This window comes from Pseudomonas farsensis, assembly GCF_014268805.2.
GTDB classification, from domain to species: domain Bacteria; phylum Pseudomonadota; class Gammaproteobacteria; order Pseudomonadales; family Pseudomonadaceae; genus Aquipseudomonas; species Aquipseudomonas farsensis.
Map to the genome: position 1 here is coordinate 1,136,810 of NZ_JABWRF020000001.1, position 14,716 is coordinate 1,151,525.

A 14,716-nucleotide genomic window follows, 5' to 3' on the forward strand; every position below is an offset into this window, starting at 1 on the left:
GCCCCTTGTCGAGCTAGCGGACCTGCCATGACTGCCATCGATCCCGCCCGCGCGCCGCGTTTGTGCCGCGGTGACCACCGCACCCTGGGCCTGGCGGCGCTGGGCGGTGCCTTGGAGATCTACGACTTCATCATTTTCGTGTTCTTCACTTTGACGTTGAGCAAGCTGTTCTTTCCGCCTGAAATGCCGGAGTGGCTGCGCCTGTTGCAGAGTTTCGGGATTTTCGTCACCGGCTACCTGGCGCGGCCGCTGGGCGGCATCCTGATGGCGCATTTTGCCGACCACCTGGGACGCAAGCGGGTGTTCAGCCTGAGCATCCTGATGATGGCGTTGCCGTGCCTGCTGATCGGGGTAATGCCGACTTACGCCGATATCGGCTACGCGGCGCCGCTGATTTTGCTGGCGCTGCGTATCCTGCAGGGTGCTGCGGTGGGGGGCGAGGTGCCCAGCGCCTGGACCTTTGTTGCTGAACACGCTCCGGCAGGGCGGCGCGGCTATGCGCTGGGGTTTCTTCAGGCGGGGTTGACCTTCGGCTATCTGCTCGGCGCGCTGACCGCGACGCTGCTGGCGCAGGTCTTCACCCCCCAGGAAATCCTCGATTACGCCTGGCGTTACCCGTTCCTGCTGGGTGGGGTGTTCGGTGTGATTGGCGTGTGGCTGCGCCGCTGGCTCAGCGAAACGCCGGTGTTTCTGGCCCTGCGTGAGCGCAAGGAGCAGCCGGTGAGCTTTCCACTGCGCAGCGTGTTGCGCGAGCATCGCCGCGCACTGCTGCCGGCCGCGCTGCTGACCTGCGTGCTTACCTCGGCAGTGGTGGTGCTGGTAGTGATCACCCCGACCGTCATGCAGCAGCGCTTCGGCATGAGCGCGGGGCACACCTTCGCCTTGAGCAGCGTCGGCATCGTGTTTCTCAATATTGGTTGCGTGCTGGCCGGCTTGTTGGTCGACCGCATCGGTGCGTGGCGTGCGCTGATGATCTACAGCCTGCTGCTGCCGCTGGGCATCGGCGCGCTGTATGCGAGCCTGGTGGGGCAGTGGGATGCTATCTGGCTGGCGTATGCCTTGGCGGGTTTGTGCTGCGGCGTTGTGGGGGTGGTGCCGTCGGTGATGGTTGGCTTGTTCCCGGCGCAGATTCGCGTGTCGGGTATTTCCTTTACCTATAACGTTGCCTACGCGCTGTGGGCCAGTATTACGCCGCTGGCACTGATCGCGCTGATGCCGTGGAGCCCATGGGTGTGTGTCGTGTTTTGTCTGATCATGGGCATGGTCGGGGCGCTTACCGCCGTGTATTTCGGGCGGCGCGAGCCCCTGATGTTTGCTACCCAGGCGACGCCGGTCCTGTGCGGTGACAAATGAAGGGCTAGCCCCCTGACACCAAAAAGCCCCCGGGCCTTGCGGCCAGGGGGCTTTTTGTTGGGGCTGAGACTTACATGTTCGGGTAAGTCGGCCCGCCGGCACCTTCAGGGGTGACCCAGGTGATGTTCTGGGCTGGGTCCTTGATGTCGCAGGTCTTGCAGTGCACGCAGTTCTGCGCGTTGATCTGGAAGCGTTTGCTGCCGTCTTCCTGGGCGACGACCTCGTACACACCGGCCGGGCAGTAGCGCTGCGCCGGTTCATCGTACAGCGGCAGGTTGCTGGCGATCGGGATGCTCGGGTCGGCGAGCTTCAGGTGGCAAGGTTGTTCCTCTTCATGGTTGGTGCTGGAGAGGAACACCGAGCTGAGCTTGTCGAAGCTGAGCTTGCCGTCGGGCTTGGGGTAATCGATCTTTTTCGAGTCGGCGGCTAGCTTGAGGCAGGCGTAGTCAGGCTTGGTGTCGCGCAGGGTGAACGGCAGCTTGCCGCCGAACCAGTTCTGGTCCACGTAGTTGAACGCAGCGCCCAGCAGCGGGCCGAACTTGTGCATGGCCGGGCCGAAGTTACGGCTGGCGAACAGTTCTTCATACAGCCAGCTGGCTTTGAATGCAGCCACGTAGCCGTTGAGTTGGTCGCCGCCTTCGCTGCCGGCGAACAACGCCTCGGCCACCGCTTCGGCGGCGAGCATGCCAGACTTCATCGCGGTGTGGCTGCCCTTGATCTTGGCCACGTTCATGGTGCCCAGGTCGCAACCGATCAGCGCGCCGCCGTTGAAGATCATTTTCGGCAGCGAGTTGATGCCGCCTTTGGCCAGGGCGCGGGCGCCATAGCTGATGCGCTTGCCGCCTTCGAGGTACTGGCTGATCACCGGGTGGTGCTTGAGGCGCTGGAATTCGTCGAACGGCGACAGATACGGGTTGGCGTAGGAGAGGTCGACGATCAGGCCGACCACCACCTGGTTGTTCTCCAGGTGATACAGGAACGAGCCGCCGGTGTTGTCCTTGCTGACCACATCCAGCGGCCAGCCCGCGGTATGCACCACCAGGCCCTGCTCATGCTTGGCCGGGTCGATTTCCCAGATTTCCTTGAGGCCGATGCCGTAGTGCTGCACATCGGCTTCGTTGTCCAGGTCGAAGCGCTTGATCAACTGCTTGCCGATATGGCCGCGGCAACCTTCGGCAAACAGGGTGTACTTGGCACGCAGTTCCATGCCCGGGGTGTACAGGCCGTCCTTTGGATTGCCTTCGCGGTCTACGCCCAGGTCGCCAGTGATGATGCCGCGTACTACGCCGTTTTCGTCGAACAGCGCTTCCTGGGCGGCGAAGCCTGGGTAGATTTCTACGCCAAGGTTTTCGGCCTGTTGCGCCAGCCAGCGGCACAGGTTGCCCAGCGAAATAATGTAGTTGCCTTCGTTGTGCATGGTTTTGGGCACGAACAGGTCAGGCACTTTGGTAGCACTGCCGGCGTCCCGTAGCACATAAATGTCGTCGCGCTTCACTTCGGTATTGAGCGGCGCGCCGAGGGCTTTCCAGTCGGGGAACAGCTCGTTCAGGGCGCGCGGCTCGAACACCGCGCCAGAGAGGATGTGGGCGCCGACTTCGGAGCCTTTTTCGACCACGCAGACGCTGATCTCGTTACCGGCTTCGGCGGCCTTCTGCTTCAGGCGGCAGGCGGCGGACAGGCCCGCCGGGCCTGCGCCGACGATGACCACGTCGAATTCCATGTATTCGCGTTCCACAGGTTCTCTCCTACTCATCAAGGCTCGTGCTGTTGCTTGGTCTTTTTTTAGATGCATGGCGGTCATGCGCAACTGGCTTTGCTGTAGCTGCGCAAATGACGGACTACACCGTTTTGTCTTGGCCGCGCATTATATCTACACCACTTGGCCGGTCCAATACAAACGTTCGTTTGAATTTGCCGCAGCCCAGTAAAATCAAAGGAACGCGGCTTGAGGCTGGCCAATTTGCCGTATTGACCCGATTGGGTGATGCGGTCAAGATACGAGCGCTTTTGCGTTCGCCGTAGGCTGTCCGTCGGGCGCAGGTGCACCCCTAAAGACCAGGCGTGGAGCAGGGTTTACGGGCTGAATCAGGTTTTGTAGTGGAGTCTACACGCCACGACAGAAAATGACCCGCGGGTTTTGCCCGCCGGGTCGCAGCAAGACTGATCGGTCATCTGCCGTTTGTGCTGAATCCGGCCCGCTCCGGTACGTTTTTAGAGGTGCCCTTGTACCCACGCGCATTCGCCGGGCAGTCCCCAGGCGATCTTCTTTTCACCGGAGAGTAACGAGGAATCCATGAAGGTTCTTGTAGCTGTCAAACGAGTGGTCGACTACAACGTCAAGGTTCGCGTCAAGGCGGACAACTCCGGCGTCGACCTTGCTAACGTCAAGATGTCCATGAACCCCTTCTGCGAAATTGCCGTGGAAGAGGCCGTGCGCCTGAAGGAAAAAGGCGTTGCTTCCGAAATCGTCGTTGTCTCGGTAGGCCCGACCACCGCTCAGGAGCAGTTGCGTACTGCCTTGGCGCTGGGTGCCGACCGCGCCATCTTGGTCGAAGCCGCCGATGAGCTTAACTCGCTCGCCGTGGCCAAGGCGCTCAAGGCCATTGTCGACAAGGAACAGCCGCAGCTGGTGATCCTGGGCAAGCAGGCCATCGACAGCGACAACAACCAGACCGGCCAGATGCTGGCTGCGTTGACCGGTTTCGCCCAGGGCACCTTCGCCTCCAAGGTAGAAGTGGCTGGCGACAAGCTCAACGTCACCCGCGAAATCGACGGCGGCCTGCAAACCGTTGCGCTGAACCTGCCGGCCATCGTCACCACCGACCTGCGCCTGAACGAGCCGCGCTATGCGTCGCTGCCGAACATCATGAAGGCCAAGAAAAAGCCGCTGGAGACTGTGACTCCGGACGCGCTGGGCGTATCGCTCGCCTCTACCACCAAGACCATCAAGGTTGAAGCGCCGGCTGCACGCAGCGCAGGTATCAAGGTCAAGTCGGTGGCCGAACTGGTCGAGAAGCTGAAGAACGAAGCGAAGGTAATCTAAATGACTATCCTGGTTGTCGCTGAACACGAAAACGGTGCCGTAGCCCCGGCCACCCTGAACACTGTCGCCGCTGCTGCCAAAGTCGGCGGTGACATCCACGTACTGGTCGCCGGCCAGAACGTAGGTGGCGTGGCTGAGTCCGCCGCCAAGATTGCCGGTGTAGCCAAGGTGCTGGTGGCGGACAACGCCGCCTACGCCAATACCCTGCCGGAAAACGTCGCGCCGCTGATCGTCGAGCTGGCCAAGGGCTACAGCCACGTGCTGGCCCCGGCTACTACCAACGGCAAGAACATCCTGCCGCGGGTTGCGGCGCTGCTGGATGTCGACCAGATCTCCGAGATCATCACGGTCGAGTCTGCCGACACCTTCAAGCGCCCGATCTACGCCGGTAACGCCATTGCCACCGTGCAGTCCAGCGCTGCGGTCAAGGTGATCACCGTGCGTACCACCGGCTTCGATGCGGTGGCCGCAGAAGGCGGCTCCGCTGCCGTCGAAGCTGTGGCTGCTGCCCACGACGCCGGTATTTCCGCGTTCGTTGGCGAAGAGCTGGCCAAGTCTGACCGCCCTGAGCTGACCGCTGCCAAGATCGTCGTTTCCGGCGGCCGTGGCATGGGTAACGGTGACAACTTCAAGCATCTGTACACCCTGGCCGACAAGCTTGGCGCTGCGGTAGGTGCCTCGCGCGCCGCCGTCGACGCAGGCTTCGTGCCCAACGACATGCAGGTCGGCCAGACCGGCAAGATCGTTGCGCCACAGCTGTACATCGCCGTCGGTATCTCCGGTGCGATCCAGCACCTGGCCGGCATGAAAGACTCCAGGGTGATCGTTGCGATCAACAAGGACGAAGAGGCGCCGATCTTCCAGGTTGCCGATTACGGCCTGGTGGCCGACCTGTTCGAAGCCGTTCCAGAGCTGGAAAAGCTGGTCTGATCCAGCGGCTTCACTTATAAAGAAGCCCGGCCCCGTCATGGGGGTCGGGCTTTTTTTATGCAAGGCAGGGAGTGGTGTGCATGGCGTTTGGTTCGAGCAAGAAGGTGCTGGCCTGTGTGTTGGCGTTACTGTCCACGCCCGTGTGGGCGGTAGGCAAGTGCGAGCGCCTGGTGGTCACCGGTAGCCCCGATGCGCCGCCGTATTCCTGGCAGGACCCGCAAGACCCCAAGCACCTGATCGGCGCCAATGTCGACCTGCTGCGCCAAGTGGCTGGCGAGCTGGGGCTCAAGGTCGAAGTTCTGCACGCCGGCAGGCGCGAACAGGCCCTCGAAGAGGTGCGCAGCGGGCGCATGGACCTGCTGCTCGATACACCGATGCAGGTCGCTCAGCTGACTGCGCTGGACTACATCCACCCGCCGCTGCAGCTTAACGAATACCTGGTCTGGACCCGTCACGACGCGGTACTGGAGTTCAACGGCCCAGCCGACCTTGCCCGCTACCAGGGCAGCGTTTCGCAGAAGGCACGCCTGACCCCGGCCTTCGATGCCTTCGCCAAGGCTCAGCTCAAGCTGGACCGTGCGCAAAACCTTACCCAAGCCTTCCAGAAGCTGGTGCTGGGTCAGGTCGATTACGTGCTGGCCGGGCGCTATTCAGGCATGGCCCTGACGCAAAGCCTGGGGGTTGGCAACGATGTGATCGCCCGTGGCCTGCCCGTGGACCGCCCGGGGTTGTACCTGGCGGTTTCGCACAACTCGGCCTGCAACGACAGCTGGTTGCGCGGCCAGTTGGCCAGCAAGCTCGCACAGTTGCCGCTTTCCGGTACCTCCGAGGCGGTGTTGCAGCGCAACGTGGAGCGCTGGAAGGCCCAGATGCAGCCCGCTGCCCAGTAGTTTCTCGCCGTTACGCCGCGAATTGGCGGGCAAGGGAAACACTTCCCCCCGTCAGGTGCTCAAATGCAGCGCAAACACGTTACTATTGCCGCTTTGCGCGCGAGCCTCAGCCCTGAGCGTTCGTGGCTCTCACCCAGTCATTCGGCGTAAGAGGCTCATTCGGCTTGAATATACGTTTCTCAATAATTGCCCTTGGCATGCTTGGCCTGGCCGGTTGCGCCAGCGACCCGGCGCCTGTCGAGCAGCTGCGCCTTTCCGAGCAGGCGCTGGAACAGGCCAAGGCGGTCGGGGCAACCGAGCAGGTGCCGGAATACAAACTGGCCGAAGACAAACTCACCCGCGCCAAGGCCAACATGGCCAGCGAAAGCTATCGCGATGCGCGCATGCGCGCCGAGCAGGCTGAACTTGATGCGCGCCTGGCCGAGGCCCGCGTGTTGACGCAAAAAAGCGAAGAGCAACTGCAGGTGCTGCAATCACGGGTCAAGCGCCTGCGTAAACAGCTGGAGGTGCAGCCATGAAGCGCAGCAAGCCAATGGCGGCACTGGCCCTGGTGGCCCTGGTCGGTTTGCAAGGTTGCGCCAGCCAGCGCAGCGAGTCGGCGCTCGATGACGCCACCGCGGCCTACCAGAAGGTCAAGGACAACTCCGATGTGCTGCGCAGTGCGCCGCGCGATGTGATCCGGGCCGGCGAGTCGCTGGGCCGTGCCGAGCGCCTGGCCGGTTATATCGGCACGGGCCCCGACGTGCGCCACTATGCCTACCTGAGCCAGCGCTACAGCGAAATCGCTGCCGAGCACGCCAAGCTTGCGCTCAACCAGGAGCGCGTGACCAAGCTTGACCTCGACCGCCAGCGGCTGCAATTGGCGCTGCGTGAAGCCAAGCTTGCCAGTGTGCAGCAACAGGGCAAATTCATCGAGGCGCAAATTTCTGCGCTGGCATCTCAGCAGAGCGACCGGGGCCTGGTAATGACCCTGGGTGATGTGCTGTTCGATACCGGCCAGGCGGACCTCAAAAACACTGCCAGCCGCACCGTGCTCAAGCTGGTGCAGTTCCTCCAGCTCAACCCGCGTCGCGTGGTGCGCATCGAGGGCTACACCGACAGCACCGGCACCCCGGAAGACAACCTGCGGCTGTCGCGCGAGCGTGCGCAATCGGTCGGCGACATGCTGGTCGACCTAGGCGTGAAGGAAGAACGCATCGAGGTGGTCGGTTATGGCGACCAGTATCCGGTCGAGGCCAATGCCTCGGAGCGGGGCAGGGCGCAGAACCGTCGGGTCGAGATCGTCTTCTCGGACGATAAAGGCAAGCTGTCTCCCGCACGCTAAGCGTAAAGGGCCCCGCGATCGGCTGCAGTCGATCAGCGGGGCTTTTTGTAAGCGCGGCTGTTCACCGTTTCGCTGTCACGCAACTGTATTGTTGACTAATCTCTGATCTGTCCCAGTACACTTTGCAACTGTTACGGTATTCTGACTTGGCTGTAGGCCACACAAGAACAATGACCTGTCCGCGCTTCGAGAACACGCCATGACCAACCTGCTGCTGTACCAGCGCATCGCCCAGCAACTGGCCGAAGACATCCGTCGCGGTGTCTACCAGCCGGGCGAGCGAGTGCCCTCGGTACGCAAGATGAGCGCGCAGCTCAACGTCAGCCACGCCACCGTGCTGCAGGCTTACGCCAATCTCGAGGACCAGGGCCTGATTCGCGCGCGCCCGCAGTCGGGCTACTACGTGCACCAGACGCCCGCCCTGACTGCGCTCACCCCCGATATCGCCCGCGTCGAGCGGCCGGGCCTGGTGACTCGCGCCAGTATCATCCAGCAGGTGCTGACCGAGGCTCGCCGTGACGGGGTGTTCCCGTTCGGCGCGGCGGTCCCGCACGTGGACTATTTGCCGGTGCGCGCCTTGCACCAGCAGTTGGCCAAGGTCACTCGGTTCCATAGCCCTCGCGCCTTCAGCTACATGTTCAGCCCAGGTTTCGAGCCGTTGCGCCGGCAAGTGGCCATTCGCATGCGCGACGCCGGTGTGCTGGTAGACCCGCGCGAGGTAGTGATCACCCATGGCTGCGTCGATGCGCTGCAAATGGCGCTGCGGGTACTGACCCGGCCGGGGGACCTGATTGCTGCTGAGTCGCCGACTTATTACGGCCTGTTGCAGCTTGCTGACCTGCTGGGCCTGAAAGTCATCGAGATTCCCAGCGACCCGTCCACCGGTGTCAGCCTTGAGGCGTTGCAACTGGCGGCCAATCAATGGTCGATCAAGGCCCTGGTGCTGACCGCGCGGCTGAGCAACCCACTGGGCGGCACTATCCCGGAAGACCGCCAGAAGCAGTTGCTGCGTTTGGCCTCGGACTTCGATATCCAGATCGTCGAAGATGATATCTATGGCGAATTGATGTTCGAGCAGGGCCGTACCAAGGCGCTCAAGGCTTACGATCGACTGGACCGGGTGATCTACTGCTCGAGTTTTTCCAAGACCCTGTCGCCGGGTGTGCGGGTGGGCTGGATGATCGCGGGGCGTTACCAGGATGAGATCCAGCGCTTGCAGACTTTCACCACCCATTCGGCGTGCAGCGTGACGCAAATGGCCGTGGCGGCTTATCTGGAGAACGGCGGCTACGATCGCCACCTGCGTTTCATTCGCCAGGAATACCGCAAGAACCTGACCGCCTACCAGTTGGCTGTCCAGCAGCACTTCCCTGACGGCACGCAGATGACGCGCCCAACCGGTGGCTTCATCCTGTGGGTCAGCCTGCCGGGCAGGGTCAACACCCAGGACCTGCACGTGCGGGCGCTGGAGCAGGGCATCAGCATCGCCCCTGGGCTGATATTCAGTAACACCGAGCAATTCAATCACTGTATCCGGCTAAATTGCGGCATTCCGTGGAATAAAGAGGCCGAACGTGCCGTGATTACGCTCGGTCTGCTGGCTCATCAATTGTGCAGAGACACGACCCCATCACTTTTGTAGGCTTGTCAGAGCGGCAGGGAAAAGGGAGCATACGCACCTCTGACTCTGCCTGCGGTGGCCCTCAACGTGTTTCGTCCTCTTGTCCTTGCCTTGTGTCTAGCGCTGCCTTGGCTGCCGGCAGGCATGGCGGCGGCTGCGGAGCCGGTAAGCAAAGCCCAGGTAAAGCCCTCGGCCAAGCCTGTGACCAAGGCCAAGCCCAAGGCGGCCAGCAAGGCCAAGCCAAAGGCCAGGCGCGCTGCCCGTAACACGGCAGTGGCCAAACCATTGCCCAAGCCCAAGCTGGACCTCTCGCTACCCAAAAGCATGGTCAACCAGCTTGAGCCTGATGTCGGTGATGGGCCTGTGGTGCGCAAGCCGATATTGCCATCCATGTTCCCCGCAAAGCCGGAGTCAGACGGTAGCCCGTTCCAGCTCAACGGCCGGCTGATCAGCAACGAAATGCAGTTGCAGATGCGCAATGACAGCCGCCGCGATGTTGACGGCGCTGCCCTCGATTTCGAATTCCGTAACTGACTACCGGGTCACTGTCGATTTCATCTGCCTGGTAATTTCAAACGTATGTTTGAGCGGTTAGTATCCAGGGACGTTCGTCCCGTCTTGCTTCTGGGAGTCCTGTTTTCATGAATTGCCGTGAGGGTTGTGGTGCTTGCTGCATCGCCCCATCCATCAGCTCTGCCATTCCTGGCATGCCTCTGGGCAAGCCGGCGGGGGAGCGCTGCCTGCACCTGAACCTAGATAACCTCTGCGCCCTGTTCGGCAAGCCCGAGCGGCCCAAAGTGTGTGGTGGTTTCAAGGCGGAGGTGGCGGTGTGCGGCAATGATCGGGATGAAGCCATACGCATCATTGGCTGGCTGGAGCAAGTGACGGCGGCGTGACAGGTTGGATCTTCGACAACAAGGAACAAGATGATGAGATCGATCAAGCGTATTGCTCTGCTGTGTAGCCTGGGTGCGGTGCTGGCGCCGAGCGCCTGGGCCGAGAACTGGCAGGTGGCCAAGGATGAAGACGGCATCAAGGTGTCGCTCAGTGAAGTGGCGGGTTCCAAGTACAAGGCGTATCGCGGCGTTACCCTGATCAAGGCGCCGCTGGCCAAGGTCAAGGCGTTGCAGGAGGACGTAGCCGGCGCCTGTGCCTGGGTGCACGAGTGCAAGTCGCAGAAGCTGCTCAAGCACGAAGGCGCGCAGAGCTGGACCTACACCCAGTTCAATACCCCATGGCCAGTCACCCCGCGCGATTCGGTGCTGCAGGTGACCACCGTGCAGGAGGCTGACGGCAGCGTCACGCGCACGCTCAAAGAGGTGCCTACGTATCTGCCTGAAGAGAGCGGTTATGTGCGGGTGGTGCAGGTCGAAGGCTTCTGGAAGCTGGTGCCCAAGGGTGATAGCACCGAGGTCACGTATCAGGTGCATACCGAGCCGGGTGGCAGCGTGCCTTCGTGGCTGGCCAACAAGTTTGTGGTGGATGCGCCATTCAATACCTTGAAGGCCTTGCGCGAACGCGCCGAACGGCCTTGATCGCGCTGCCGACCAGAAGCCGCCGAGGCGCTTCTGGTCGGTGCGGTTAATTAAGGGGGTAGATTCTCTCAATCTCCTTGCTGTAATGGTTCCCTAAGGCGTCGGTCACCTTGCGGTCTTTCGGGGGGGCATATGTCTCTGGTGCCATGATGACGTGATGATCTATCGCCACCGTGAGGGGGTCGCGGCTGCAACTTTCAAACCGCGCTGCCAGGCATGCGCCCGAGGGCGAACTGGCAATGAATGACACTATTGTCAGGTCTAGTAATCCGTTGTCAGCAATCACCCCCAGACCAACGCGAATGGCTGTGTTTCCATTCTCTAGAGGCAAAATGCAGTGTGCGCATAATGCATTGGATTGTGCTGTTGTGAGCCTTCGAAGGCAGTGTTGCAGGGTCGGTTTTCCTAGGTTTGGCTCTCTGGCAAGCAAGTCCCCCAGGGTAAAGGGCGTCTTTTGAGTGACGTGTCGACTGCTGGACGTCGTGACGAGCCAGCCTAATTTTGCAAATGCTGTCAGCAGGGTGTGTTGCCACTCCTTGGGGGTGTCGACCTTGTGTTGCTGATTTGCAATTAGTTGGGCGAGCAAAATCGAGCTCATGTACCCCTGTTGCGGTTCGCTTGCAGGTGTGTGGTCGATGAGTACTATTCCGGCGTTGCGGTAGAGGCTGGGAAACGTATCCACAGTGGGAGCCCTTTTTGGGGGTGGCCATGTCGCTCAGAGGTCGAGTTCATCGAAGAAATCGGATGAATGCTTGCCAATTTTGGCCTTTATTTGTGCCTCCAGTGCCTGGTAGTGGTCAAAGTTGAGCTCCCACTTGTTGGCGACTTGTTCCAGGTTGATGTCTGACGATTTCCATGACCAGAACCAGAAACCGCCGCTGTTACTTCTCCTTTGGTACGTCATGGCTTGGTCGTACATCACTACGTCCTTACCCTGCTGCAGGCACGGCAAGATGTTGAATGACCCGCTCTCGCCTTGGGGTGCTGATTTCTGCAGTTTCGCCGTCAGTTCGGTGTTCGCCTTCAGGGCCTGGATCGCAGCGATGGTAACGTCCAGGACGCGTGAGATAGTAGGGCCCATGGCGAGCTTGAGGAGTTCGATCGCTACAAGCTCCATGTTCACTTCGGCTTCGGCTTCTTTATATTTGACAAAGTTGTTGGATGTGCCGATCCAGCCGCAATGCCTCAGCGCCTCTGAGTACGCCCCGTGCCATTCCAGGCGTTGCGTTATTTGGTTGAACGATTTGTTGGCGGCTGCTTGAGAGATCTGCACGCTGTATTTGGCGGCTTCCTTGAACTTGGATTCGAGGTTGTCGGTGAAGGTGATGATTTTGTTGTCCATGACGCCAGCGAGTGAGGGTGCGTCAGCGGGTAGGGAGGGGGCAAACGAGTCTGGCATCGCCAGGCCAGGTTGTGGGGCGGGGGCGAGCAGCTCGAGGTTGTCGAAGAATTCGTAGCTTTGGTCTATTGGCATGTTTTGCATCTCACGTGATGATTGGGTTGCACGATGGCCGTGCCGATCATCTTGAAATGCGCTGCGGGGTGTAAGGCGGAGTTGGTTCCCGGTAGCGGGAGGAGGGGGCTGCCTCAGCGTTGTGCCGAGGCAGTCCGGATAGTGCGAAAGGCTTACTTGCGGTCTTTCAGCTCGACGATGTCGCGCTGCGGCTCGCCGGTGTACAGCTGGCGCGGGCGGCCAATCTTGTACGGGCCGGAAAGCATTTCCTTCCAGTGCGAGATCCAGCCCACGGTACGTGCCAGGGCGAAGATCACGGTGAACATGCTGGTCGGAATGCCGATAGCCTTGAGGATGATGCCCGAGTAGAAGTCCACGTTCGGGTACAGCGAGCGCTCGATGAAGTACGGATCGGTCAGTGCGATCTCTTCGAGGCGCATGGCCAGTTCCAGCTGCGGATCGTTCTTGATGCCCAGCTCGCCCAGGACTTCGTCGCAGGTCTGCTTCATCACGGTGGCGCGCGGGTCGCGGTTTTTGTAAACGCGGTGACCGAAGCCCATCAGCTTGAACGGGTCGTTCTTGTCCTTGGCCTTGGCGATGAATGTGTCGATGTTGGAAACATCGCCGATTTCATCAAGCATGGTCAGTACGGCTTCGTTCGCGCCGCCGTGGGCCGGGCCCCAGAGTGCGGCGATACCGGCAGCGATACAGGCGAACGGGTTGGCACCCGAAGAGCCTGCCAGGCGCACGGTGGAAGTGGAGGCGTTCTGCTCGTGGTCGGCATGGAGGATGAAGATCCGGTCCATGGCCTTGGCCAGCGTCGGGCTGATCGGTTTGATCTCGCACGGCGTGTTGAACATCATGTGCAGGAAGTTTTCTGCGTACGTCAGGTCGTTACGCGGGTACATCATGGGCTGGCCCATGGAGTACTTGTAGACCATCGCTGCCAGGGTCGGCATTTTAGCGACCAGGCGCACCGCGGAGATTTCGCGGTGTTGCGGGTTATTGATGTCCAGCGAGTCGTGGTAGAACGCCGACAGTGCGCCGACTACGCCGCACATCACGGCCATCGGGTGGGCGTCGCGACGGAAACCGTTGAAGAAGGTCTTCAGCTGTTCGTGGACCATGGTGTGGTTCTTCACGGTGCTGACGAACTGGGCTTTCTGCTCGGCGTTCGGCAGTTCGCCGTTCAGCAGCAGGTAGCAGGTTTCGAGGTAGTCGGACTGTTCGGCGAGCTGCTCGATCGGGTAGCCGCGATGCAGCAGGATGCCTTTATCACCGTCGATGTAGGTGATCTTCGACTCGCACGAGGCGGTCGCCATGAAGCCGGGGTCGAAGGTGAAGTGACCGGATGCCCCCAACCCGCGGACGTCGATGACATCGGGACCAACGGTGCCGGTTAAAATGGGCAGTTCGACGGGGGCATTGCCCTCGATGATCAACTGCGCTTTTTTGTCAGCCATGTGGCCTCCTATTAATGCTTGAAATCATCAGACAGACCCCCCACGCAGGGCCCGCACCACTATAGAGGGATAAATTCAGATGTCAATTTGCCTAAAGGCTGGTTGAAACACCCCTTGAAGCCTGATTTTTCGAGAAATTATCGCCCGTTTACGCCTTTTGTTCGCCAAAGGCAATGCGCTATTCGGGCTAGCCCCCTGCGTTGTCATGAGCAACCTAACTGTCTATACTCGGCAGCCGACTCCCAGAGGCTTTCTTGCCTGACCCGCTGGGTGTCGTCGCTCTCTCCGATGGTGGGTACCTGACCAGTACACTTACCAACAACTTTGCCCTGCTTGCTAGGGGCTCTTCAGTGTGAAAAAAGCCGTGAAAAGCCAACGACCTGTAAACCTAGACTTAAGGACCATCAAACTCCCCATTACCGGCGTAACGTCATTCCTGCACCGTGTCTCCGGCATCATTCTTTTCCTCGGCCTGGCCATCATGCTTTATGCATTGAGCAAGTCCCTGGAATCGGCTGAAGGTTTCGGTGAAGTGAAGGCGTGCTTGACCAGCCCGCTGGCCAAGTTCATCGCATGGGGTCTGCTGTCTGCCTTGCTGTATCACCTGGTTGCCGGAGTGCGCCACTTGATCATGGACATGGGCGTCGGCGAGACGCTTGAAGGCGGACGACTGGGCTCGAAAATCATCATCGCTGTGTCTGTAGTGGTGATCGTTCTGGCAGGAGTTTGGATATGGTAACTAACGTCACGAACCTTTCGCGTTCGGGCCTCTATGACTGGATGGCGCAGCGTGTTTCTGCGGTCGTTCTCGCGGCTTACTTCATCTTCCTGATCGGCTACCTCGTCGCCCATCCAGGGATCGACTATGCCCAGTGGCACGGTCTGTTCTCCAACAACGCGATGCGTATCTTCAGTCTGCTGGCCCTGGTGGCCCTGGGCGCTCACGCCTGGGTCGGCATGTGGACCATTGCCACCGACTACCTGACGCCGATGGCGCTGGGCAAGTCGGCCACTGCGGTACGTTTCCTGTTCCAGGCGGTATGCGGCGTTGCGATGTTCGCTTACTTCGTCTGGGGTGTGCAGATTCTCTGGGGTATCTGATTC

16 protein-coding genes are annotated in these 14,716 nt (G+C 60.6%); 12 read left to right on the forward strand and 4 right to left on the reverse strand.

The features are described from left to right. Positions 1-27: 27 nt before the first annotated feature. Positions 28-1,353, forward strand: coding sequence for an MFS transporter (locus tag HU719_RS05000; RefSeq protein WP_186534769.1), 1,326 nt, complete (start codon positions 28-30; stop codon positions 1,351-1,353). A gap of 70 nt (positions 1,354-1,423) precedes the next feature. Here the strand turns inward: HU719_RS05000 and HU719_RS05005 are convergent, their stop codons facing one another. Next, positions 1,424-3,106, reverse strand: a complete 1,683-nt coding sequence (locus HU719_RS05005) for an electron transfer flavoprotein-ubiquinone oxidoreductase (RefSeq protein ID WP_186534770.1) — start codon at positions 3,104-3,106, stop codon at positions 1,424-1,426. A 540-nt stretch (positions 3,107-3,646) separates the two neighbouring features. Here HU719_RS05005 and HU719_RS05010 point away from each other — a divergent pair. The 9 genes from HU719_RS05010 (at position 3,647) to HU719_RS05050 (ending at position 10,696) form a co-directional block, all read left to right on the forward strand. Next, positions 3,647-4,396: an electron transfer flavoprotein subunit beta/FixA family protein gene (locus HU719_RS05010; protein WP_186520247.1), complete on the forward strand. Its 750-nt coding sequence runs from the start codon at positions 3,647-3,649 to the stop codon at positions 4,394-4,396. Further along, on the forward strand, positions 4,397-5,326 hold the full coding sequence (locus tag HU719_RS05015; RefSeq protein WP_186534771.1) for an electron transfer flavoprotein subunit alpha/FixB family protein: 930 nt from the start codon (positions 4,397-4,399) through the stop codon (positions 5,324-5,326). It abuts the gene before it with no gap. Between the two features lie 80 nt (positions 5,327-5,406). After that, the gene (locus tag HU719_RS05020) at positions 5,407-6,216 is read left to right on the forward strand and encodes a substrate-binding periplasmic protein (RefSeq protein WP_186534772.1); all 810 of its coding nucleotides are present in this window, start codon (positions 5,407-5,409) and stop codon (positions 6,214-6,216) included. 197 nt (positions 6,217-6,413) lie between these two features. Then, positions 6,414-6,734: a DUF4398 domain-containing protein gene (locus HU719_RS05025; protein ID WP_186520258.1), complete on the forward strand. Its 321-nt coding sequence runs from the start codon at positions 6,414-6,416 to the stop codon at positions 6,732-6,734. Continuing rightward, entirely contained in the window at positions 6,731-7,540 is an 810-nt protein-coding gene (locus HU719_RS05030; RefSeq protein WP_186534773.1) for an OmpA family protein, read from the forward strand. Before HU719_RS05025 ends, HU719_RS05030 begins: the two co-directional genes overlap by 4 nt. A 199-nt stretch (positions 7,541-7,739) precedes the next feature. Continuing rightward, on the forward strand, positions 7,740-9,182 hold the full coding sequence (locus HU719_RS05035; RefSeq protein ID WP_186520243.1) for an aminotransferase-like domain-containing protein: 1,443 nt from the start codon (positions 7,740-7,742) through the stop codon (positions 9,180-9,182). A gap of 66 nt (positions 9,183-9,248) precedes the next feature. Next, positions 9,249-9,695 carry a hypothetical protein gene (locus HU719_RS05040; protein WP_186520242.1) on the forward strand — a complete coding sequence of 149 codons (447 nt, stop codon included), beginning with the start codon at positions 9,249-9,251 and terminating at the stop codon, positions 9,693-9,695. A 107-nt stretch (positions 9,696-9,802) separates the two neighbouring features. Further along, on the forward strand, positions 9,803-10,057 hold the full coding sequence (locus HU719_RS05045) for a YkgJ family cysteine cluster protein (RefSeq protein WP_186520259.1): 255 nt from the start codon (positions 9,803-9,805) through the stop codon (positions 10,055-10,057). 33 nt (positions 10,058-10,090) lie between these two features. Further along, positions 10,091-10,696, forward strand: coding sequence for an START domain-containing protein (locus tag HU719_RS05050; RefSeq protein ID WP_186520257.1), 606 nt, complete (start codon positions 10,091-10,093; stop codon positions 10,694-10,696). A 46-nt stretch (positions 10,697-10,742) separates the two neighbouring features. Here HU719_RS05050 and HU719_RS05055 read toward each other — a convergent pair whose 3' ends face one another. From HU719_RS05055 to gltA, 3 genes are all read right to left on the reverse strand, one after another. Continuing rightward, positions 10,743-11,378, reverse strand: a complete 636-nt coding sequence (locus tag HU719_RS05055; RefSeq protein ID WP_186534774.1) for a hypothetical protein — start codon at positions 11,376-11,378, stop codon at positions 10,743-10,745. A 33-nt stretch (positions 11,379-11,411) separates the two neighbouring features. Further along, positions 11,412-12,170, reverse strand: a complete 759-nt coding sequence (locus tag HU719_RS05060) for a hypothetical protein (RefSeq protein ID WP_186534775.1) — start codon at positions 12,168-12,170, stop codon at positions 11,412-11,414. A 152-nt stretch (positions 12,171-12,322) separates the two neighbouring features. Next, positions 12,323-13,612: a citrate synthase gene (gltA, locus tag HU719_RS05065; protein WP_186520239.1), complete on the reverse strand. Its 1,290-nt coding sequence runs from the start codon at positions 13,610-13,612 to the stop codon at positions 12,323-12,325. A 352-nt stretch (positions 13,613-13,964) separates the two neighbouring features. Here gltA and sdhC point away from each other — a divergent pair, with 352 nt between their 5' ends. Further along, entirely contained in the window at positions 13,965-14,351 is a 387-nt protein-coding gene (gene sdhC / locus HU719_RS05070) for a succinate dehydrogenase, cytochrome b556 subunit (RefSeq protein WP_186520238.1), read from the forward strand. Further along, positions 14,345-14,713, forward strand: coding sequence for a succinate dehydrogenase, hydrophobic membrane anchor protein (sdhD, locus tag HU719_RS05075; RefSeq protein WP_186520237.1), 369 nt, complete (start codon positions 14,345-14,347; stop codon positions 14,711-14,713). Before sdhC ends, sdhD begins: the two co-directional genes overlap by 7 nt. Positions 14,714-14,716 lie beyond the last annotated feature (3 nt).

Bases quoted from the DNA above. Each gene is read 5' to 3' on its own strand.
- HU719_RS05000 (WP_186534769.1), top strand. From the start codon at position 28: ATGACTGCCATCGATCCCGCCCGCGCGCCGCGTTTGTGCCGCGGTGAC.
- HU719_RS05005 (WP_186534770.1), bottom strand. From the start codon at position 3,106: ATGAGTAGGAGAGAACCTGTGGAACGCGAATACATGGAATTCGACGTG.
- HU719_RS05010 (WP_186520247.1), top strand. From the start codon at position 3,647: ATGAAGGTTCTTGTAGCTGTCAAACGAGTGGTCGACTACAACGTCAAG.
- HU719_RS05015 (WP_186534771.1), top strand. From the start codon at position 4,397: ATGACTATCCTGGTTGTCGCTGAACACGAAAACGGTGCCGTAGCCCCG.
- HU719_RS05020 (WP_186534772.1), top strand. From the start codon at position 5,407: ATGGCGTTTGGTTCGAGCAAGAAGGTGCTGGCCTGTGTGTTGGCGTTA.
- HU719_RS05025 (WP_186520258.1), top strand. From the start codon at position 6,414: ATGCTTGGCCTGGCCGGTTGCGCCAGCGACCCGGCGCCTGTCGAGCAG.
- HU719_RS05030 (WP_186534773.1), top strand. From the start codon at position 6,731: ATGAAGCGCAGCAAGCCAATGGCGGCACTGGCCCTGGTGGCCCTGGTC.
- HU719_RS05035 (WP_186520243.1), top strand. From the start codon at position 7,740: ATGACCAACCTGCTGCTGTACCAGCGCATCGCCCAGCAACTGGCCGAA.
- HU719_RS05045 (WP_186520259.1), top strand. From the start codon at position 9,803: ATGAATTGCCGTGAGGGTTGTGGTGCTTGCTGCATCGCCCCATCCATC.
- HU719_RS05050 (WP_186520257.1), top strand. From the start codon at position 10,091: ATGAGATCGATCAAGCGTATTGCTCTGCTGTGTAGCCTGGGTGCGGTG.
- HU719_RS05060 (WP_186534775.1), bottom strand. From the start codon at position 12,170: ATGCCAATAGACCAAAGCTACGAATTCTTCGACAACCTCGAGCTGCTC.
- gltA (WP_186520239.1), bottom strand. From the start codon at position 13,612: ATGGCTGACAAAAAAGCGCAGTTGATCATCGAGGGCAATGCCCCCGTC.
- sdhD (WP_186520237.1), top strand. From the start codon at position 14,345: ATGGTAACTAACGTCACGAACCTTTCGCGTTCGGGCCTCTATGACTGG.